This window comes from Streptomyces sp. NPDC091387 (assembly GCF_044756945.1).
Lineage (GTDB): Bacteria > Actinomycetota > Actinomycetes > Streptomycetales > Streptomycetaceae > Streptomyces.
This window is the reverse complement of record NZ_JBIVTZ010000015.1, coordinates 223,355-243,651: the sequence shown is the minus strand read 5'-3', so window position 1 is coordinate 243,651 and position 20,297 is coordinate 223,355. Positions and strand designations below refer to the sequence as shown.

Here is a 20,297-nt window from a genome sequence, read left to right as displayed (position 1 = left end):
GGGGGACCCTGTGGGAGAGTAGGACGCCGCCGAACTCCTTTTATAGTTAAGCCCCGTGCCCTTGTGGCACGGGGCTTTTCTGCGTTCCCGACCAGCTCGTCGGCCCGGCCGCCACGGGGGGCTGGTGGGCCGGCCCCGCACGGGCGGAACACCCCTGGGACGTGGGTTGGTGACGATGCGACAGGTGGTTTTGCGGACCCTCTGGATCAGGGTATGCTTTAGCTCGTTGCCGCAGGGCAGCAAGGCCCCAATAGCTCAGTCGGTAGAGCGTCTCCATGGTAAGGAGAAGGTCTGCGGTTCGATTCCGCATTGGGGCTCGGACACACGAAAAGGCCCCCGCCACTCGGCGGGGGCCTTTCGCGTATCCGGATCTATCCGGTCCAACCGGAGGATCTAAGCGGCCGGCGGCTCTGGGACGCGCATCGCGAGGATGGCCATGTCGTCCGAGGCCGGCTCCGCGGCGAACCGCTCGACGGCCCGCAGGATGCGTGATGCCACCGCGCCCGCCGTAAGGCCCGTACACGTGGCGAGTACGTCCGCCAGACCGTCGTCGCCGAGCATGCGGGCGCCCTCACGGCGCTCGGTGACACCGTCCGTCACGCACAGCAGGACATCGCCCGGGTCGAGGGTCACCGTCTGCTCGTACAGCTCCAGATCCTCGATGACACCCAGCAACGGCTGCGGTTCCGCCGCGGCCTCCACCGATCCGTCCTGGCGCAGGCGCAGCGGCAGCGGGTGGCCCGCACAGACCACCTTCAGCAGCGCACTGCCGTCCTCCTGGGGCCACAGCTCCCCGTACAGCAGAGTCAGGAAGCGGCTGCGGGCGCCCTCGTCGAGGATGGCGGCGTTCAGGCGCTCCAGGACGGCGGGGCCCCCGAAGCCCTCGCGGGCGAGCAGGCGCAGTGCGTGGCGGGCCAGGCCCGTCACGGCCGCGGCCTCCGGGCCCGTGCCGCAGACGTCGCCGATGGCGAAACCGTAGGCACCGTCCCGGATCGGGAAGACGTCGTAGAAGTCGCCGCCCACCTCGTTGCCCTCACCGGCTGCCCGGTAGATGACCTCGATCTCGACATTGGGTACGTCCGGCAGCCCCGGCGGCAGCAGGCTGCGCTGCAGGGACTGGCTGATCGCCATGCGCTCCGAGTAGAGGCGGGCGTTGTCGAGAGCGAGGGCGGCCCGGCGGGAGAGGTCCTCGGCCAGTTCCAGGATCTCCTGGCGGAAATGGTCGTCGGACGGTTTGCCGAGCGTGAGCATGCCGATGACACGGTTGCGGGCGACGAGCGGAAGGACCACCGTCTCCCCGCCCACGGCCGCCGCCGTGGCGAGGGTCGAACGGATACCCGCGCCCAGGCTCCCCGCGTCGCCGAGGCCGATGCTCCGCATCGACGTGCGCAGGGCGGCCTGGTGGGCGGCCTCGGACGGAGCGGCCCAGACACGGGCGCCGGGGGCCGGCACCGGGTCCGGCGGGGAGATCTTGGAGAGAAGGGCCTTGAGGCCGTCGATGAGCTCCTCGTCCTCGTGCAGCACGTACGAGAGGTACGGGTCGGAGGACTGGTCGGCGATCGTGTAGACGGCGCACCAGGTGGCCAGCGTGGGCACCGTCATCTGAGCCATCAGGGCCAGGGTCTGGTCCCGGTCGAGGGTGCCCGCGAGGAGGTCCGACGCTTCGACGAGGAAGGAGAGGGAGCCGCGGCGCAGCCGTTCCAGTTCGCCCAGGCGGGCGGACTCGACGGCCAGGGCGATGCGGTCCGCCGCGAACTGGAGACGCAGGGCCTCCTCGTTCGAGTACCGGCCGGCGGCCTCCGCCGCGACGCCCAGGGAGCCCGTGAGGCGGCCCTCGACCTTCAGCGGGACGGTGACCACCGAACGCATACCGGTGTTGCCCAGCAGCGGCACGGCGCCCGGGACGGCGTCGAGGTCCTCGTGGACCGCGGGCATGCGCGCCGAGCCGTACCGCCCGGTGCCGGCCTCCACGGGGACGCGGGCGAAGCGCTGGCGCGCGGAGGGCAGGCCGGTCGTGGCCCGTACCTCCAGCTCGGTCTCGTCGTCCGTCGCCAGCAGCAGGAACGCCGCGTCGGCGTCGAGCATGTCGCGTGCCCGCTCGACGGTGCGCTGGAGCAGACCGTCGAGGTCGTCGGGGGCGGGGGAGCCGATGAAGACCTCGAAGGGGTCCGTCTTGCGCTCGGTGTTCGCGTCGGAGACCGGGGTGCGCACCGGCGACTGGAGCACCGCCCGCTCGTACTCGCGGACCAGCAGACAGACCGTCGAGGGTTCCCCCTGGGTGTCCCGTACGCGCAGGTGGGAGCCGTAGACCTGGATGGTGCGGCCGTCGGCGCCCCGGATGCCGTAGCTGCCTTCCCAGCGGGAGAGGCGGAGCGCGTCGGCGATACCGGTGTTGGTGCCGGGAGTCTGCGGCCAGGCGGTGAGGTCGGTGAGCTGCTTGCCGGCGACCTGGTCCGCCGTGTAACCGAACAGGTACGCGGCGTCGTCGTTCCACGCCGCGATGGCGCCGAGGCTGTCGATCTGGACGACGGCGACCCTGACCCGTTCGTCGGTGACCGGGAGCAGGTCGACGGGGAGCAGCGGGCCCGCGGAACGGATACCCACCGGGCGGTCGGGAAGATCGAGCTGGAACCAGACGTGTTTGTGCGCGGGGGAGTACTCGACGCCCCAGCGGGAGGCGAGCGCGGCGCACAACAGGAGGCCGCGGCCGCCCTCCCGGTCCGGGCTGCCGAAGTCGGGGCCGGTGGACTGGAGCGGGATCTCCCGTTCCGGATAGTGGTCGGAGATCTCGACCCGGACGCCGTCCTCCGTACGAAGGCACAGCACGTCCGCGGCGGTGCCGGCGTGGACCACCGCGTTGGTGACGAGCTCGCTGGTGAGGACGACGGCATCGTCGACGACGTCGGTGTATCCCCACCCCTGGAGGGTGTCGCGGACAAAAGCGCGGGCGGTCGCGACAGAGCGTCCGACCGGGTCGAAGGTGGCAGCCGCGCGCGCCGTGATCACAGCACTCCCCATATGGTGTCTCGTCGCTTCCCCGAGTCCTGTGCCCGTTTCTAGCCGCTTCGATTCGCTTGCCAGGCTAGACGCTCTGTCCGTGCACCGGATACACGAGGGCAGACTTCGGGCAAGGACGAACGGATACGGGCCTGTGACCGGACAAGTGTGGGCTTCCCAACAGAGCGATACGGGACAACCATTGGACGTTCCGCCTCGACCGGTTCCGGCCTGGTAGGTTTCAACGATTTGACGTCCGCATAGTCACCCGTCAACGGTGGGCTGTGGCGGTGAGCCATTGAGGAGCTGGGCAAGCTCCCAGAGAAGACCCGAGCGATTCGGTCAACCCTGCGGGAGGGACACGGTGGAGTCTGGCGTGGCGGCGCGGGGAACAGGCACGCGCACTAAAGGCGGACAGTCCGTGAAGAAGCAGCGCAATGGAACCATCGAAGTCGACGCGGCAGCGCTCAACAGGCTGCTGGCCGGGCTGGTGGCCATGCGTGACGGGAATTTCCGCAGGCGCCTGACCGTCTCCGGCGACGGCGTGATGACGGAGATCGCAGCCGTCTTCAATGAAGTCGCCGATCGCAATGTCCATCTCACGGGTGAGCTCGCCCGGGTGCGGCGTGTGGTCGGACGGGAGGGCAAGCTCACCGAACGGCTGGAGACGGGCGCCTGCGAAGGGTCCTGGGCCGCCGCCATCGACGCCTCCAACGAGCTGGTCGACGATCTCGCACGACCGGTCTCCGAGGTAGGACGGGTGCTGTCGGCGGTGGCCGACGGCGATCTGGAACAGCGGATGGAGCTCCGGTCGCACACCACCGACGAGACGGTACGGCCGCTGCGCGGCGAGTTCCTGAAGGTCGCCCGTACGGTCAACAACCTCGTCGACCAGCTGTCGGCGTTCACCGAGCAGGTGACGCGGGTCGCGGTCGAGGTGGGGACCGAGGGCAAGCTGGGCGGGCAGGCCCAGGTGCGCGGCATGTCCGGGTCCTGGAAGGACCTCACGGACTCCGTGAACACCATGGCGTACCGGCTGACGGCGCAGGTGCGTGACATCGCCCTGGTGACGACGGCGGTCGCCAAGGGCGACCTGTCCCGGAAGGTCACCGTCCATGTGGCCGGCGAGATGCTTCAGCTCAAGAACACCGTCAACACGATGGTCGACCAGCTGTCGTCGTTCTCCTCCGAGGTGACCCGGGTCGCCCGCGAGGTGGGCACCGAGGGCGAGCTCGGCGGGCAGGCGACGGTGCCGGGTGTGGCCGGGGTGTGGAAGGACCTCACCGACTCCGTCAACACCATGGCCGGGAACCTCACCTCCCAGGTGCGCGGCATCGCGGAGGTGACGACGGCGGTCGCCAACGGTGACCTGTCGCAGAAGGTCCGGGTGAGCGCGCGCGGCGAGGTCGCCCAGCTCGCCGAGACGATCAACCAGATGACCGAGACGCTGCGCACCTTCGCCGACGAGGTCACGCGGGTGGCGAGTGAGGTCGGCGGCGGGGGCGTGCTCGGCGGCCAGGCACAGGTGCCGGGTGCCGCGGGGACGTGGAAGGACCTCACCGACTCGGTGAACACCGTCTTCCGCAACCTGACGACCCAGGTGCGGGACATCGCGCAGGTGACGACGGCGGTGGCCAGCGGTGACATGACGCAGAAGGTCACGGTCGACGTGGCCGGCGAGATGCTTGAGCTGAAGAACACCGTCAACACGATGGTCGACCAGCTGCAGTCCTTCGGTTCGGAAGTGACCCGGGTGGCCCGGGAGGTCGGCGTCGAGGGCCGGCTCGGCGGCCAGGCCGAGGTGCCCGGCGCGGCCGGTACCTGGAAGGACCTCACGGACTCCGTGAACACGGCGTTCCGGAACCTGACGGGTCAGGTCCGGGACATCGCGCAGGTGACCACCGCGGTCGCCAACGGTGACCTGTCGCAGAAGGTCACCGTCGATGTCGCGGGCGAGATGCTTGAGCTGAAGAACACCGTCAACACGATGGTGGCCCAGCTGTCTTCCTTCGCCGACCAGGTGACGCGGATGGCACGCGACGTGGGCACGGAGGGCCGCCTCGGCGGTCAGGCACGGGTCGACGGCGTCTCCGGTACGTGGAAGGAGCTCACCGACTCCGTCAACTTCATGGCGGGGAACCTGACCTCCCAGGTGCGCCAGATCGCCCAGGTGACCACGGCGGTGGCCCGCGGCGACCTGTCGCAGAAGATCGACGTGGACGCGCGGGGCGAGATCCTGGAGCTGAAGAACACCATCAACACGATGGTCGACCAGCTCTCCGCCTTCGCCGAGCAGGTGACCCGGGTGGCCCGCGAGGTGGGCACGGACGGGCGGCTCGGCGGCCAGGCCCAGGTGCCCGGCGTGGCCGGTGTGTGGCGCGATCTGACCGATTCGGTGAACGGCATGGCGGGGAACCTCACCGCTCAGGTCCGTAACATCGCGCAGGTCGCCACGGCGGTGGCGCGCGGTGACCTGTCGCAGAAGATCGACGTGGACGCGCGCGGTGAGATCCTGGAGCTGAAGAACACCCTCAACACGATGGTCGACCAGCTCTCGAACTTCGCGGAGCAGGTGACCAGGGTCGCCCGCGAGGTGGGTACGGAGGGCATCCTCGGCGGTCAGGCCGAGGTGCAGGGCGTGTCCGGTACGTGGAAGGATCTCACGCAGTCCGTCAACGGCATGGCGAACAACCTGACCCTTCAGGTCCGCAACATCGCCGAGGTCACCACCGCGGTCGCCAAGGGCGATCTCTCCAAGAAGATCACCGTCGACGCCAAGGGCGAGATCCTCGAACTGGTGACGACCGTCAACACCATGGTCGACCAGCTGATGAACTTCGGTGACGAGGTGACGCGGGTCGCGCGCGAGGTGGGTACCGAGGGCATCCTCGGCGGCCAGGCGCGGGTGCGCGGTGCCACGGGCATCTGGAAGGACCTCAGCGAGAACGTCAACCTGATGGCCAACAACCTGACCAGTCAGGTGCGGAACATCTCCCGGGTCTCGTCCGCGGTTGCCAACGGCGATCTGACGAAGAAGGTCACCGTCGAGGCACGCGGCGAGGTCGCCGAGCTCGCCGACACCGTCAACACGATGGTGACGACCCTGTCCTCGTTCGCCGACGAGGTGACCCGCGTCGCCCGCGAGGTGGGTACGGAGGGCGAGCTGGGCGGCCAGGCACGGGTCCCCGGCGTCGCCGGTACCTGGAAGGACCTCACCGAGTCCGTGAACTCGATGGCGTCCAACCTGACCGGACAGGTCCGCCAGATCGCCACCGTCACGACGGCGATCGCGAAGGGCGATCTGACCAAGAAGATCGACATCGACGCCCGCGGTGAGATCCAGGAGCTGAAGAACACCATCAACACGATGGTCGATCAGCTGTCCTCGTTCGCGGAGCAGGTGACCCGGGTGGCCCGCGAGGTGGGTACCGAGGGGCAGTTGGGCGGCCAGGCACGGGTGCGGGACGTCGACGGCACCTGGCGCGACCTCACCGAGTCCGTGAACGAGATGGCCGGAAACCTCACCCGCCAGGTGCGTGCCATCGCGGCCGTCGCCACCGCGGTGACCCGCGGCGATCTCAATCTGAAGATCGACGTGGACGCGGCCGGCGAGATCCAGGCGCTGCAGGACAACATCAACACGATGATCGCCAACCTGCGCGACACCACGGCCACCAACAAGGAACAGGACTGGCTCAAGGGCAACCTCGCCCGGATCTCCGGTCTGATGCAGGGGCGGCGCGATCTCGACGACGTCGCCTCGCTGATCATGAGCGAGCTGACCCCGGTCGTCTCCGCGCAGCACGGCGCGTTCTTCCTGGCCATGGCGACCGGCGAGACCGACGCACTGGGCGCGGAAGGCGACCGGGAGGGCGCGTACGTGCTCCGGATGAGGGGCAGCTACGGCTACTCCGCCGGCTCCATGCCGACGTCCTTCCGGCCCGGTGAGACGCTCATCGGCACGGCCGCGGAGGAGAAGCGGACGATCCAGGTGGACAACGTGCCGCCCGGCTATCTGAAGATCTCCTCCGGCCTCGGTGAGGCGCCGCCCGCGCATGTGATCGTGCTGCCGGTGCTCTTCGAGGGGAAGGTCCTCGGGGTGATCGAACTGGCCTCGTTCCAGCCGTTCACCCATATCCAGCGGGACTTCCTCAACCAGCTCGCCGAGATGATCGCCACGAGCGTCAACACCATCAGCGTCAACACGACGACCGAGAAACTGCTGGAGCAGTCGCAGGAGCTGACCGAGCAATTGCGCGACCGGTCACAGGAGTTGGAGAACCGGCAGAAAGCCCTTCAGGCGTCCAACGCGGAACTGGAGGAGAAGGCCGAGCTGCTGGCCCAGCAGAACCGCGACATCGAGGTCAAGAACACCGAGATCGAAGAGGCCCGGCAGGTCCTGGAGGAGCGCGCCGAACAGCTCGCTGTCTCGATGCGCTACAAGTCGGAGTTCCTGGCCAACATGTCGCACGAGCTGCGCACGCCACTCAACTCGCTGCTCATTCTGGCCAAATTGCTCGCGGACAACGCCGAGGGCAATCTGTCACCCAAGCAGGTGGAATTCGCCGAGACGATCCACGGCGCGGGGTCCGATCTGCTGCAGCTGATCAACGACATCCTCGATCTGTCGAAGGTCGAGGCGGGCAAGATGGATGTCAGCCCGACCCGGATCGCACTCGTTCAGCTGGTCGACTACGTAGAGGCGACCTTCCGGCCGCTCACCGCGGAAAAGGGACTGGACTTCTCCGTACGGGTCTCGCCGGAACTGCCGGCCACGCTGCACACCGACGAACAGCGGCTGCTCCAGGTGCTGCGCAACCTGCTCTCCAACGCGGTGAAGTTCACCGACAGCGGCGCTGTCGAGCTGGTGATCCGCCATGCGGGGGCTGAGGTGCCGAACGCCATCCGCGAGCAGTTGCTGGAGGCGGGTTCGCTCCGTGACGCCGACGCCGATCTGATCGCGTTCTCGGTGACCGACACCGGTATCGGGATCGCGTCCAGCAAGATGCTGGTGATCTTCGAGGCGTTCAAGCAGGCGGACGGCACGACCAGCCGCAAGTACGGCGGTACGGGCCTGGGCCTGTCCATCAGCCGGGAGATCGCCCGGCTGCTGGGCGGCGAGATCCATGCGGCGAGCGAGCCCGGCCGGGGCTCGACGTTCACGCTGTACCTGCCGCTGCACCCGAGCGAACTCCCGCCGCAGGGCTACCCGCAGATCGGCCCCGGGCCCATCGAGGTGCACGGCGCCGGGGTCGAGAGCGGCCGGCTGCCCGAGGCCGGGCAGGGGCTCGGAGAGCACTTCCCGGACTTCGGCCGCGGAATGGGCCGGCAGGGGAGCGCAGACGATCAGGGCGGCACGGCAGGGCTGTTCAGGCGCCGTCGCAAGGCGCTGGGCGGCGCGGGACAGCAGCCCGCGCTGCCGGCCCCCTCGGCGTCCTCTGCGTCCCAGAGCGCCCCGCAGGAGCCGTGGACGCCCGCTGTCCAGGATGAGCCCGAGGTCCGCAGGACGTTCCGGTTCAGCGGCGAGAAGGTGCTGATCGTCGACGACGACATCCGTAACGTCTTCGCGCTCACCAGCGTGCTGGAGCAGCACGGGCTGGCGGTCCTGTACGCGGAGAACGGGCGCGAGGGGATCGAAGTCCTGGAGCAGCACGACGATGTGACGGTCGTACTGATGGACATCATGATGCCGGAGATGGACGGCTATGCGACGACCTCGGCGATCCGTAGGATGCCGCAGTTCGCCGGGCTGCCGATCGTCGCGCTGACGGCCAAGGCGATGAAGGGCGACCGGGAGAAGGCGATCGAGTCCGGAGCATCCGACTACGTCACCAAGCCGGTCGACCCTGATCATCTTCTTTCCGTTATGGAGGGATGGATGCGCGGAGAGTGATCGCCGATTGAGCGAATCAATGATGATTTGTTGATCGAGTGTGTCCGAAGTGGTGTGGGAGCGCCGTCTCCGGGGAACCTTTTGGTCTTCCGCCGCGTTTCTGGTATGTGCACAGTGACATCGCAGTGACAGGGTGTGGTGACGGGCGGGGTGCGGCTACCATGACCGGCACAAGGACGGACGGCGTAAGGGAGTCGTCCCCTGGGGCGGCGCCCGGTGCAATTCCGGGGCGAGGAGGACGGGCCATGGTGCCGAAGGCCAAGATCCTCCTGGTCGATGACCGGCCGGAGAATCTGCTGGCGCTGGAGGCCATCCTCTCTGCGCTCGATCAGACACTGGTGCGGGCATCGTCAGGGGAGGAAGCGCTCAAAGCGCTGCTCACGGACGACTTTGCGGTCATTCTGCTGGATGTGCAGATGCCGGGCATGGACGGTTTCGAAACCGCCGCGCACATCAAGCGGCGGGAGCGGACCCGGGACATCCCGATCATCTTCCTCACCGCGATCAATCACGGTCCGCATCACACCTTCCGGGGTTATGCGGCAGGCGCGGTGGACTACATCTCGAAGCCGTTCGACCCGTGGGTGCTGCGGGCGAAGGTCTCGGTCTTCGTCGAGCTCTACATGAAGAACTGCCAGCTCCGGGAGCAGGCGTCGCTGCTGCGGCTCCAGCTCGAAGGCGGCGCGCACGTCGGCGCGAACCACGAGAGGGAGCCCGCCGGTCTGCTGGCCGAACTCTCCGCGCGGCTCGCCGCCGTCGAGGAGCAGGCCGAGGCGCTGTCCAAGCAGCTCGACGACGAGTCGGCGGACGCCGGGGCCGTGGCCACCGCCGCCCATCTCGAACGGAAGCTGACCGGACTGCGCCGCGCGCTGGACGCCCTGGAGCCCGGCGCCAACGGCGGACCGGCGCCCCTTCCCTCGTAACGGGTCCGGCGCCCGCCCGTACCGCCCTTTCCCGTCAGGTGCCTTCGTGCCTGGACGGCGGCAACTGCCCGGCGGATCCCGTCGGTCGGTGGCCGGGCCGCGGTGCGGGGCGGGTGAGAGCGCGTCAGTTTGCGGCCGCCGCGGGGCGACACGGTCGGGTGAACGGGCCCGCGCACGTGTTCACTGCCGCGGACACCGGTAACCTCGGCCCCATGGCCTCACGTACGTCCGGCAAGGGTTCCCAGGGCACGGCGGGCACCGCGAAGCGCGTCGGCGGTGGCCCGGGTCCGGCGAAGAAAGCCGCGCCCGCCAAGAAGGCCGCTGCGAAGAGGAGCGCGCCCGCGAAGAAGGCTCCCGCCAAGAAGGCGGTGGCCAAGAAGGCGGCCGCGCCGAAACCGGCGCCCTCTCCCACCGGCGGTCTGTACCGCCTGGTGCGCGCGGTCTGGCTCGGTGCGGCCCACGCCATCGGCGCGATGTTCCGCGGCATAGGGCGGGGCGCCAAGGGCCTGGACCCCGCACACCGCAAGGACGGTGTCGCGCTGCTGCTGCTCGGTCTCGCCCTGATCGTCGCCGCGGGCACCTGGTCGAATCTGCGCGGTCCCGTCGGCGATCTCGTGGAGATGCTCGTCACCGGCGCCTTCGGCCGGCTCGACCTGCTCGTGCCGATACTGCTGGGCGCCATCGCCGTGCGGCTGATCCTCTATCCCGAGAAGCCCGAGGCCAACGGCCGGATCGTCATCGGACTGTCCGCCCTGGTCATCGGGGTGCTCGGCCAGGTCCACATCGCCTGCGGATCGCCGGGGCGCGAGGACGGCACCGAGGCCATGCAGGACGCGGGCGGGCTCATCGGCTGGGCCGCCTCCAAACCGCTGATCTTCACCATGGGCGAGGTGCTGGCCGTCCCGCTGCTCCTACTGCTCACCGTCTTCGGGCTGCTGGTCGTCACGGCGACCCCGGTGAACGCCATTCCGCAGCGGCTGCGGCTGCTCGGTTCCAGGCTGGGGATCCTCGACCCGGTGTACGACCCCGACGTGGAGGACGAGAGCGACGACGAGCGGTACGACGAGCAGTGGCGCGAGGCCCTGCCCGCCCGCTCCCGGCGCTCCTCGGTGCGCCGCTCCGAGGCGTCCGAGGTCTACGACACCGACCAGGTCGAGGCCGACGCCCTGGCCAAGCGCCGCGGCAGGCCGCGCAGGCCCTCCGTGCAGCCCGCGATGAACCGCACCATGGACGCGGTGGACGTCGCGGCGGCCGCCGCCGCGGCGCTCGACGGCGCGGTGCTCAACGGCATGCCGCCCTCGCCCGTCGTCGCCGACCTCACCCAGGGCGTCTCCCCGGACCGCGAGCGCACGGGCACCCCGGTGCCGGGTGCCAGGGAGGCGGAGCCCGCCCGGAGGCCGGGGGAGAGGGCATCCTCGCCCTCCGGCGGCGTACCCGACCTGACCAAGCCCGCCCCCGACCGGTCGCAGTCGCAGCCGCTGCCGTCCCGCGCGGAGCAGCTCCAGTTGTCCGGCGACATCACGTACGCGCTGCCCTCGCTCGATCTGCTGGAGCGCGGCGGCCCCGGCAAGACCCGCAGCGCCGCCAACGACGCGATCGTCGCGTCACTGACCACCGTCTTCACCGAGTTCAAGGTCGACGCGGCCGTCACCGGCTTCACCCGCGGACCCACGGTGACGCGGTACGAGGTGGAGCTCGGCCCGGCCGTGAAGGTCGAGCGGATCACAGCGCTCGCCAAGAACATCGCGTACGCCGTCGCGAGCCCCGACGTCCGGATCATCTCGCCGATCCCGGGGAAGTCGGCGGTCGGCATCGAGATCCCCAACTCCGACCGCGAGATGGTCAACCTCGGGGACGTCCTGCGGCTGGCGGACGCGGCCGAGGACGATCACCCCATGCTGGTCGCACTCGGCAAGAACGTCGAGGGCGGCTACGAGATGGCCAACCTCGCGAAGATGCCGCACGTCCTGGTGGCCGGTGCGACCGGTTCCGGGAAGTCCTCCTGCATCAACTGCCTGATCACCTCGGTGATGATAAGGGCGACTCCGGAGGACGTCCGGATGGTGCTGGTCGACCCCAAGCGCGTCGAGCTGACCGCGTACGAGGGCATTCCGCACCTGATCACGCCGATCATCACCAACCCCAAGAAGGCCGCCGAGGCACTCCAGTGGGTCGTGCGCGAGATGGACCTGCGCTACGACGACCTCGCCGCGTTCGGGTACCGGCACATCGACGACTTCAACCACGCCGTGCGCACCGGGAAGCTCAAGACTCCGGAGGGCAGCGAACGGGAGCTGTCGCCGTATCCGTATCTGCTGGTGATCGTCGACGAGCTGGCCGACCTGATGATGGTCGCTCCGCGCGATGTCGAGGACTCGATCGTCCGCATCACCCAGTTGGCCCGCGCCGCCGGTATCCATCTGGTCCTCGCCACCCAGCGCCCCTCGGTGGACGTCGTCACCGGTCTGATCAAGGCGAACGTGCCCTCCCGGCTCGCCTTCGCGACCTCGTCGCTCGCCGACAGCCGGGTCATCCTCGACCAGCCCGGAGCCGAGAAGCTCATCGGAAAGGGTGACGGGCTGTTCCTGCCGATGGGGGCGAACAAGCCGACTCGTATGCAGGGCGCCTTCGTCACCGAGGCCGAGGTCGCCGCCGTGGTCCAGCACTGCAAGGACCAGATGGCACCGGTGTTCCGCGAGGACGTGGTGGTCGGCACGAAGCAGAAGAAGGAGATCGACGAGGACATCGGCGACGACCTCGACCTGCTCTGCCAGGCCGCCGAGCTGGTCGTCTCCACCCAGTTCGGATCCACCTCGATGCTCCAGCGCAAGCTGCGGGTGGGCTTCGCCAAGGCCGGCCGGCTGATGGACCTCATGGAGTCCCGGAACATCGTCGGACCCAGCGAGGGATCCAAGGCGCGCGACGTCATGGTGAAGCCGGACGAGCTCGACGGGGTGTTGGCGCTGATTCGGGGGGAAACCGGTTCGTGAGGGTTTTGCGGGCAACCGTTTCGTGGGGCCGTACGTCAAGTTGAGGGGAGGACAGCAGGATGTCCTTCCGCGGGGCGGTCCGGCGAATACGGCTCTGTTCGAATCTGATGGCGTACAAAGTCCTCCCTCCCGGTTGCCCCACCCTTTCTTACCCCCCCTAGACTGAACATCCAGCAGGTGGCTCACGCTCGAAAGGCGCCCCCGTGTCCATCGGCAACTCCCCCGAAGACGACCAGCCTTCGATCGGTCGAGTGCTCCAGCAGGCTCGAATCGCCGCAGGTCTCACGGTCGAAGAGGTCAGCACGTCCACCCGGGTGCGCATCCCCATCGTGCACGCGATCGAGGCGGACGACTTCTCCCGCTGCGGCGGCGACGTGTATGCGCGCGGCCATATCCGCACGCTGGCACGTGCCGTCGCCATCGATCCGGAACCGCTCGTCTCGCAGTACGACGGCGAGCACGGCGGCCGTCCGGCGCCCACGCCGGCGGCTCCGCTGTTCGAGGCCGAGCGGATCCGTTCCGAACCCCGACGGCCCAACTGGACCGCGGCCATGGTCGCGGCCATCGTCGCCGTGGTCGGGTTCGTCGGCTTCACGTTCTTCAAGGGCGGCGACGACTCCCCGGCGGCCAACCAGGTCGCCGAGGGCCCGACGTCCGCCAAGACCACCCCCAAGCCGTCGGCGAGCAAGTCGGCCGATCCCAAGCCGGCTCCCTCCGACAGCGCCATTGCCGCGGCGCCGCAGGACAAGGTGACGGTCAAGCTCAGCGCCAGTCAGGGCAAGAGCTGGATCTCCGCCAAGGACCACAACGGCCGGCTGCTCTTCGACGGGCTGCTCCAGCAGGGCCAGTCGAAGACGTTCCAGGACAAGGAGCGGGTCGACCTCGTCCTCGGCGACGCCGGCTCGGTCGAGCTCTTCGTCAACGGCAAGAAGGTCGAGGACCAGTTCCAGCCCGGTCAGGTCGAGCGGCTCTCGTACACCAAGGGTGATCCCGAGGTCGGCTGACCGCAGCACTCCACGCTTCGCACCCTGCGGCGAGCGCCCGGCCATCGCGCCGGGCGCTCGCCGCTTTGTTACTCCCTGTAAGCGTGGCACCTGCACGGTGGGGCCAGTGCCGGGACAAAGTAGTCTTGAGCCCATGCCCGAACGCCGTACCGTCGCCCTTGTCACTCTTGGCTGCGCCCGTAACGAGGTGGACTCGGAGGAGCTCGCAGGCCGCTTGGCAGCGGACGGCTGGGAGCTCGTCGAGGATGCCTCCGATGCCGATGTCGCCGTGGTCAACACCTGTGGATTCGTCGAGGCCGCCAAGAAGGACTCCGTCGATGCCCTGCTCGAAGCGAATGATCTGAAGGACCACGGCCGCACCCAGGCCGTCGTCGCCGTCGGCTGCATGGCCGAGCGCTACGGCAAGGACCTCGCGGAGGCCCTGCCGGAAGCGGACGGAGTCCTCGGATTCGACGACTACGCAGACATCTCGGACCGCCTCCAGACCATCCTCAACGGTGGCATCCACGCCTCGCACACCCCGCGGGACCGCCGCAAACTGCTGCCCATCAGCCCGGCCGACCGCCAGGACGCCGTCGTGGCGCTGCCCGGCCACGCCCAGGAGGCCGCACCGGCCCCCGCCGACCTCCCGGAGGGTGTCGCCCCGGTCTCCGGCCCGCGGGCACCCCTGCGCCGCCGGCTCGGCACCAGCCCCGTCGCCTCGGTGAAGCTGGCCTCCGGCTGCGACCGCCGCTGCTCCTTCTGCGCCATCCCGTCCTTCCGCGGCTCCTTCATCTCGCGGCGGCCCTCGGACGTCCTGGGCGAGACCCGGTGGCTGGCCGAGCAGGGCGTGAAGGAGGTCATGCTGGTCTCCGAGAACAACACCTCGTACGGGAAGGACCTCGGTGACATCCGGCTGCTGGAGACGCTGCTGCCGGAGCTCGCGGACGTCGACGGGATCGAGCGCATCCGGGTCAGCTACCTGCAGCCCGCCGAGATGCGGCCCGGTCTGATCGACGTACTGACCTCGACGCCGAAGGTCGCGCCCTACTTCGACCTCTCCTTCCAGCACTCGGCACCCGGTGTGCTGCGGGCGATGCGCCGGTTCGGCGACACCGACAGCTTCCTGGAGCTCCTGGACACCATCCGGGGCAAGGCCCCGTACGCCGGCGCCCGCTCCAACTTCATCGTGGGCTTCCCCGGCGAGACCGAGGCCGACCTGGCGGAGCTGGAACGGTTCCTCACCGGTGCGCGTCTCGACGCCATCGGCGTCTTCGGCTACTCCGACGAGGACGGCACCGAGGCCGTCGGCTACAGCGACAAGCTGGACGCCGACACCATCGCGGAGCGCCTCGCGCACATTTCGCAGCTGGCCGAGGAGCTGACCTCCCAGCGGGCCGAGGAACGGGTCGGCGAGACGCTCCAGGTGCTGGTCGAGTCGGTCGAGGCGACCGAGGACGAGTCGCGCGCCGTGGGCCGTGCGGCCCACCAGGCGCCCGAAACGGACGGCCAGGTGCTCTTCACCGCACGCGAGGGACTCGTCCCGGGCCGTATGGTCGAGGCAAAGGCAGTGGGCACCGAGGGCGTGGACCTGGTGGCCGAATGCCGTGAGCTTGCGGAGGTGGCCAGATGACCGGAGCGCCGGCATCCGCGACAGGGGGCTCCGGCGCGACGCCGGTCCGCGGCGGGAAGCTGGGCACTGCGGCCGTCAACCAGGCGAGCCTGTGGAACATCGCCAACCTCCTCACCATGGCCCGACTGGTGCTGGTGCCGGGATTCGTCCTGCTGCTGCTCCACAACGGCGGATACGACCCGGCCTGGCGTTCCTTCGCCTGGGCGGCCTTCGCCATCGCGATGATCACCGACCTGTTCGACGGACATCTGGCGCGCACGTACAACCTGGTCACCGACTTCGGGAAGATCGCCGACCCGATCGCCGACAAGGCGATCATGGGCGCCGCGCTGATCTGCCTCTCGTACCTCGGTGATCTGCCCTGGTGGGTCACGGGCGTGATCCTCTTCCGCGAGCTCGGCATCACCGTGCTGCGGTTCTGGGTGATCCGGCACGGGGTGATTCCGGCCAGCCGCGGCGGCAAGATGAAGACGCTGTCGCAGGCGATCGCCGCCGGGATGTACGTCCTGGCGCTGACCGGACCGCTGGCGACGCTGCGGTTCTGGGTGATGGCGGTCGCCGTCGTGCTGACGGTCGTCACCGGTCTGGACTACGTGCGCCAGGCCGTCGTGCTGCGACGCCAGGGTCTCGCGGCGGAGCGGTCTGCCGCGGCGCAGGAAGCCGTCGAGGCGGCCGCGCAGACGTCGGAGGACACCGGAGGCGCGGACCGGGTCCCCGGGACCTCAGAGACCTCAGGAGCCCGCGGCGCGGCGGAGGCCGAGCGGTGACAGCCGCGGCCCGGGTGCTGCGGCTGCTCGTCGAGCGGGGGGAGACCCTGGCTGTCGCCGAGTCGCTGACCGGCGGCCTGGTCGCGGCGGAGCTGACCTCCGTACCCGGTGCCTCGCAGGCGTTCCGCGGCTCCGTGACGGCCTACGCGACCCCCCTGAAGAGTGAAGTCCTGGGTGTGGATCCGGCCCTTCTGGCCTCGCGCGGGGCGGTGGACCCCGAGGTCGCGTCCCAGATGGCCGCGGGCGTACGCCGGGTCCTCGGAGCGGACTGGGGGCTGGCCACCACGGGTGTAGCGGGCCCGGAGCAGCAGGACGGCCGTACGGTGGGAACGGTCTTCGTCGCAGTGTGCGGGCCTGGCGGGGCGGCGAAAGTGGCCACGCTGCGGTTGAACGGCGGACGAGCGGACATCCGTAATGAGAGCGTACGGAGCGTGCTCGATCTGCTCTCCGGCGAACTCGGCGGGTACGCGAGCGGACAGGATACGGAACAGATCGGGGGGAATTGATGTTTGCAGCCCTGAGTGAACACGACATCGCTCCCCGCACGGCCGCGGCGCTAGGCGGTACGGTGGGGCGTGAAGGATGCGGCTACGCGGTCCGAGGAGGGAGCCACCGATGATTCTGCTCCGTCGCCTGCTTGGTGACGTGCTGCGTCGGCAGCGCCAGCGCCAAGGCCGTACTCTGCGCGAAGTCTCCTCGTCCGCCCGAGTTTCGCTCGGCTATCTCTCCGAGGTGGAGCGGGGGCAGAAGGAGGCATCCTCCGAACTGCTCTCCGCCATTTGCGACGCGCTTGACGTACGGATGTCCGAGCTCATGCGTGAAGTGAGCGATGATCTGTCGCTGGCTGAACTGGCCGAGTCGGCAGCAGCCGGCGACCCGGTACCCGTGCCGGTGCGCCCCAGGCTCAATTCCGTCTCTGTTTCGTCGGTGGCGGGTGTGCCGACGGGACGGGTGACCATCAAGGCGCCTGCGGAAGCGGTGGATGTCGTCGCCGCCTGACCCGCTCGGTTCGGTCTGAAGCCGGAGCCCCGGTCCTCCCCTCAGGGGGCGGACCGGGGTTTCTGCATGTGTGCGAGGAGCTGTGGCGGGCAAGCGCACTGTGTGAGGCCGGGGAAGGGTCTCGTGCGGTTCCTTCCCCGAATGACCCTTTTGCTTCGTTTGTGCCATCGTGGGTGGTGCTGAACGGAATGGATACCAGATCGGAGACGTGCATGTCTGTGGTGAAGAGCCCGCTGTCCGAGGCCGACCTCAAGTCGGTCGGCGATGCGCTCCAGGGCGCCCTGGTGGATCTCGTCGACCTCTCCCTGGTCGCGAAGCAGGTCCACTGGAACGTGGTGGGGCCACGCTTCAGGTCTGTGCACCTTCAGCTCGACGAGGTCGTCGACACCGCCCGCCAGCACTCCGACACGGTCGCCGAACGGGCCTCCGCGCTGGGTGTCAACCCGGACGGTCGGTCGGGGACCATCGCCAGGACCACGGCCATCGACTCCGTGCCCCAGGGCTGGGTCAAGGACGTGGACGCGGTACGGACCCTGGTCGACGCACTCAGCGTGGTGATCGGCCGGATGCGCGAGCGGATCGAGGTGACCGGCGACCCCGATCCGGTCAGCCAGGACATCCTGATCTCGCTGACCGCTGACCTCGAGAAGCACGCGTGGATGTTCCAGGCGGAGAGCGCCTGACCCGCCCCCTGTTTCACCCGGTCGGGCGCCATCGCGCCGGACCGCCCCCTCACTCCCGGCCTGCCCGTGTTCGGGCAGTTGCCGGTCCGCCCCATCCGAAGGAGTCACCATGACTGACGGAAGCGCGAAGGACAAGATCACCGGCAAGGCCAAGGAGGCCATGGGCAAGATGACCGGTGACCGCCGCAAGGAGACCGAAGGCAAGACGGACCAGGCGAAGGGTCAGGCCAAGGGGGCCATGGGCGACGCCAAGGAGCGCGCCGAGGGCGTCAAGGACTCCCTGACCGGCGACGACAAGGGCTGACAGCCGGACACGGAGCCCCCACCGGAAGCGGTGGGGGCTCCGCTCTGGATGCGGCCCCGATGGCGCCGGGTGAGACTGCGAAGGTGTGCGACTGCGCCGTGCGCGCCGGTACTGCACCGGTGCGCTCTCCCGTCGGGTGATCGGGCCCGACATATTGCCGGGGGTACTGGGTTCGGCCGGAGGAGGCAGCCATGGCACGGCGATGGGTGCCGGCGCTCGTTCTCGGTGGTGTGTGGTGGTGGGCCGTGCTGCGGCTGGTGCTGGAGCCGGCGCACACCGGGGTGGTCGAGGGAGCGGTGGCGGCGGGCGGCTGGGGGCTGAGCCTCCTGCCGGTGCATGTGGCCGCGACCGCCCGGCCGACCGGGATATTCGACGCGGGTACCGGCCTCCTGCGGCGGTGCGCCGAGGAGATGCGGTCCCGGTGGGCTGCCACGGCGGCTACCAGGGCATGGCGACGCCGCCGTTCGGGCGGAGGATCTGGCCTGTCATGAAGGCCGACGCGTCGGACGCCAGATGCAGAACCGTGTGCGCCACGTCCATGGGCTCCCCGACCCTGCCCAGCGGCGATATCCGCGCCATGGCGGCCTCCGCCCGGTGCTGCTGCTCCGCGTCGTGGCGGGCGGTCATGGGGGTGCGGACCCAGCCAGGGGCGACGGCGTTGACCCGAATGGCCCGCGGCCCCAGCTCGGCCGCCAGGGTCTTGGTCAGCTGGACCACCGCCGCTTTGGCCGCGCTGTAGCAGAGCAGTCCCGGGCTCGCGGCGTCGACCGCACCCGAGGCCATGGTGATCAGCGAGCCGGGGGCGTCGCGGGCGAGCAGGGAACGGGCCACTTCCTGGCAGGCGTACAGAACACCCTTGAAGTTGACCGAGAGCACGCGGTCGAGGTCCTCGTCAGCGGTCTCCAGGACGCTGCTCGTGTGCATGATCCCGGCGACGGCGGCCAGGATGTCCAGATCTCCGGCGGCCGCGACGGCGGCCCGGACCTGATCGCGGTCGGTGACATCCAGCGGGTGGGTGTGGGCTTCGCCACCCGCCGCGGTGATCAGCTCCAGGGTTTCCTGGAGGCCCTTCTCATCGAGATCCGCGCAGTGGACGGTGGCGCCCGCCTCCGAGAGGAGGACGGCGCAGGCGCGGCCGATGCCGCCTGCCGCGCCGGTGACGAACGCGGATCGGCCGGTGAGGTCGTACGCGGCGAGGGACATGACCGGACCGTACGACTGAATCTGACGGGGCGTCAACTAGTGGGTGGGGCCGGATTGGCAGGCTGGGCACCAGTAGGCGGGGCGGGCGTCCTGTTCGGCCGCGCGGATGGGCGTTCCGCAGCGCAGGCAGGGGCGGTGCGTTCTGCCGTAGACCCAGAGGTTCTCGCTCGGGCGGCCGGTGCGGGAAGGCCGGCCGGTGGCGGTGCGGGGTCGCGCGCCGATGGTGGTGACGCGGACCGGACGGTCGCGGTTGGCTTCGAGGAGCTGGTGGGCGGTGCTCACCAGAAGGGCGGCCGTGGCGGCGGGCAGTTCACCGATGGGGAGCCAGGGCGTGGCACGGGCCAGGAAGCACAGCTCGGCCTTGTAGATGTTGCCGATGCCGGCCAGGTTGCGCTGGTCGAGGAGGGCCTCGCCGAGCGGTCGGGCGGGGTCGGCGAGCAGATTGCGCAGCGCTGTGTCGGCGTCCCAGTCGGGCCCCAGGAGGTCCGGGCCGAGGTGGCCGACCGCCTTCTCCTCGTCCGCGGTGCGCAGGAGTTCGAGGACGGGGAGGCGGTAGCCGACGGCCGTGTGCGCGGTGTTGGCGAGGATCGCGCGGATCTGGTGTGCGGGGCCGCCGCGCCAGCGCTCGTCAGGGCCGTAGATCCGCCAGGCGCCGTCCATCCGCAGATGGCTGTGGAGGGTCAGGCCGCCCTCGAAGCGGGTCAGCAGATGCTTGCCGCGCGAGAGGGTGCCGAGCACGGTCCGGCCGGTGAGGTCGGCGGTGGCGAACCGGGGGACGCGCAGATCGGACCTGGTGAGGACCTGATCCGTGAGCGCGTGGTGCAGACGCCTGGCGGTCTGCAGGACGGTGTCTCCTTCGGGCATGTGTCCATGATGCGCGGGATGCGGGCCGCGGGACGGTTCCCGGGCGGCAGCCGTGGCG

Annotated in this window: 14 protein-coding genes and 1 tRNA gene; 12 read left to right on the top strand and 3 right to left on the bottom strand. The window is 69.6% G+C overall.

Features of this window, described 5'->3' with window-relative positions; all coding sequences use genetic code 11:
• Positions 1-244: 244 nt before the first annotated feature.
• Positions 245-317 (top strand) — tRNA-Thr (locus ACIQM0_RS29400).
• A gap of 76 nt (positions 318-393) precedes the next feature.
• Here the strand turns inward: ACIQM0_RS29400 and ACIQM0_RS29395 are convergent.
• A complete protein-coding gene (locus ACIQM0_RS29395) occupies positions 394-3,018 on the bottom strand; it encodes a SpoIIE family protein phosphatase (RefSeq protein WP_401292282.1) in 2,625 nt (874 codons plus the stop codon).
• Positions 3,019-3,418: 400 nt separating this feature from the next.
• Here ACIQM0_RS29395 and ACIQM0_RS29390 point away from each other — a divergent pair, with 400 nt between their 5' ends.
• From ACIQM0_RS29390 to ACIQM0_RS29340, 11 genes are all read left to right on the top strand, one after another.
• A complete protein-coding gene (locus ACIQM0_RS29390) occupies positions 3,419-8,890 on the top strand; it encodes a HAMP domain-containing protein (RefSeq protein ID WP_401292280.1) in 5,472 nt (1,823 codons plus the stop codon).
• A 245-nt stretch (positions 8,891-9,135) separates the two neighbouring features.
• On the top strand, positions 9,136-9,813 hold the full coding sequence (locus tag ACIQM0_RS29385) for a two-component system response regulator (RefSeq protein WP_401292277.1): 678 nt from the start codon (positions 9,136-9,138) through the stop codon (positions 9,811-9,813).
• A gap of 212 nt (positions 9,814-10,025) precedes the next feature.
• Positions 10,026-12,803: a DNA translocase FtsK gene (locus tag ACIQM0_RS29380; protein WP_401292275.1), complete on the top strand. Its 2,778-nt coding sequence runs from the start codon at positions 10,026-10,028 to the stop codon at positions 12,801-12,803.
• Between the two features lie 203 nt (positions 12,804-13,006).
• Positions 13,007-13,807 (top strand): helix-turn-helix domain-containing protein, encoded by an 801-nt coding sequence (locus tag ACIQM0_RS29375; RefSeq protein ID WP_401292272.1) that lies wholly within the window; start codon positions 13,007-13,009, stop codon positions 13,805-13,807.
• A 133-nt stretch (positions 13,808-13,940) separates the two neighbouring features.
• On the top strand, positions 13,941-15,419 hold the full coding sequence (gene rimO / locus ACIQM0_RS29370) for a 30S ribosomal protein S12 methylthiotransferase RimO (RefSeq protein ID WP_363026148.1): 1,479 nt from the start codon (positions 13,941-13,943) through the stop codon (positions 15,417-15,419).
• Complete coding sequence (gene pgsA, locus ACIQM0_RS29365; protein ID WP_401292269.1) at positions 15,416-16,186, top strand: CDP-diacylglycerol--glycerol-3-phosphate 3-phosphatidyltransferase; 771 nt, start codon at positions 15,416-15,418, stop codon at positions 16,184-16,186. The genes rimO and pgsA overlap by 4 nt, the downstream gene beginning before the upstream one ends.
• Positions 16,183-16,692, top strand: coding sequence for a CinA family protein (locus ACIQM0_RS29360; RefSeq protein ID WP_401292267.1), 510 nt, complete (start codon positions 16,183-16,185; stop codon positions 16,690-16,692). Before pgsA ends, ACIQM0_RS29360 begins: the two co-directional genes overlap by 4 nt.
• Positions 16,693-16,801: 109 nt before the next feature.
• Positions 16,802-17,185, top strand: coding sequence for a helix-turn-helix domain-containing protein (locus ACIQM0_RS29355; protein ID WP_024492760.1), 384 nt, complete (start codon positions 16,802-16,804; stop codon positions 17,183-17,185).
• Positions 17,186-17,397: 212 nt separating this feature from the next.
• Positions 17,398-17,868, top strand: a complete 471-nt coding sequence (locus tag ACIQM0_RS29350; protein WP_401292264.1) for a Dps family protein — start codon at positions 17,398-17,400, stop codon at positions 17,866-17,868.
• Positions 17,869-17,977: 109 nt separating this feature from the next.
• On the top strand, positions 17,978-18,172 hold the full coding sequence (locus ACIQM0_RS29345) for a CsbD family protein (RefSeq protein ID WP_401292261.1): 195 nt from the start codon (positions 17,978-17,980) through the stop codon (positions 18,170-18,172).
• 191 nt (positions 18,173-18,363) lie between these two features.
• Positions 18,364-18,663 (top strand): hypothetical protein, encoded by a 300-nt coding sequence (locus ACIQM0_RS29340; protein WP_401292258.1) that lies wholly within the window; start codon positions 18,364-18,366, stop codon positions 18,661-18,663.
• Here the strand turns inward: ACIQM0_RS29340 and ACIQM0_RS29335 are convergent.
• Both ACIQM0_RS29335 and ACIQM0_RS29330 read right to left on the bottom strand, forming a co-directional pair.
• Positions 18,611-19,375: an SDR family NAD(P)-dependent oxidoreductase gene (locus ACIQM0_RS29335; protein WP_401292256.1), complete on the bottom strand. Its 765-nt coding sequence runs from the start codon at positions 19,373-19,375 to the stop codon at positions 18,611-18,613. The genes ACIQM0_RS29340 and ACIQM0_RS29335 overlap by 53 nt on opposite strands.
• A gap of 36 nt (positions 19,376-19,411) precedes the next feature.
• Complete coding sequence (locus tag ACIQM0_RS29330) at positions 19,412-20,239, bottom strand: DNA-formamidopyrimidine glycosylase family protein (RefSeq protein WP_401292255.1); 828 nt, start codon at positions 20,237-20,239, stop codon at positions 19,412-19,414.
• Between the last annotated feature and the right edge of the window lie 58 nt (positions 20,240-20,297).

Bases quoted from the DNA above. Each gene is read 5' to 3' on its own strand.
- ACIQM0_RS29385 (WP_401292277.1), top strand. From the start codon at position 9,136: ATGGTGCCGAAGGCCAAGATCCTCCTGGTCGATGACCGGCCGGAGAAT.
- ACIQM0_RS29395 (WP_401292282.1), bottom strand. From the start codon at position 3,018: ATGGGGAGTGCTGTGATCACGGCGCGCGCGGCTGCCACCTTCGACCCG.
- ACIQM0_RS29345 (WP_401292261.1), top strand. From the start codon at position 17,978: ATGACTGACGGAAGCGCGAAGGACAAGATCACCGGCAAGGCCAAGGAG.
- ACIQM0_RS29330 (WP_401292255.1), bottom strand. From the start codon at position 20,239: ATGCCCGAAGGAGACACCGTCCTGCAGACCGCCAGGCGTCTGCACCAC.
- rimO (WP_363026148.1), top strand. From the start codon at position 13,941: ATGCCCGAACGCCGTACCGTCGCCCTTGTCACTCTTGGCTGCGCCCGT.
- pgsA (WP_401292269.1), top strand. From the start codon at position 15,416: ATGACCGGAGCGCCGGCATCCGCGACAGGGGGCTCCGGCGCGACGCCG.
- ACIQM0_RS29380 (WP_401292275.1), top strand. From the start codon at position 10,026: ATGGCCTCACGTACGTCCGGCAAGGGTTCCCAGGGCACGGCGGGCACC.
- ACIQM0_RS29355 (WP_024492760.1), top strand. From the start codon at position 16,802: ATGATTCTGCTCCGTCGCCTGCTTGGTGACGTGCTGCGTCGGCAGCGC.
- ACIQM0_RS29335 (WP_401292256.1), bottom strand. From the start codon at position 19,375: ATGTCCCTCGCCGCGTACGACCTCACCGGCCGATCCGCGTTCGTCACC.
- ACIQM0_RS29350 (WP_401292264.1), top strand. From the start codon at position 17,398: ATGTCTGTGGTGAAGAGCCCGCTGTCCGAGGCCGACCTCAAGTCGGTC.
- ACIQM0_RS29340 (WP_401292258.1), top strand. From the start codon at position 18,364: ATGGCACGGCGATGGGTGCCGGCGCTCGTTCTCGGTGGTGTGTGGTGG.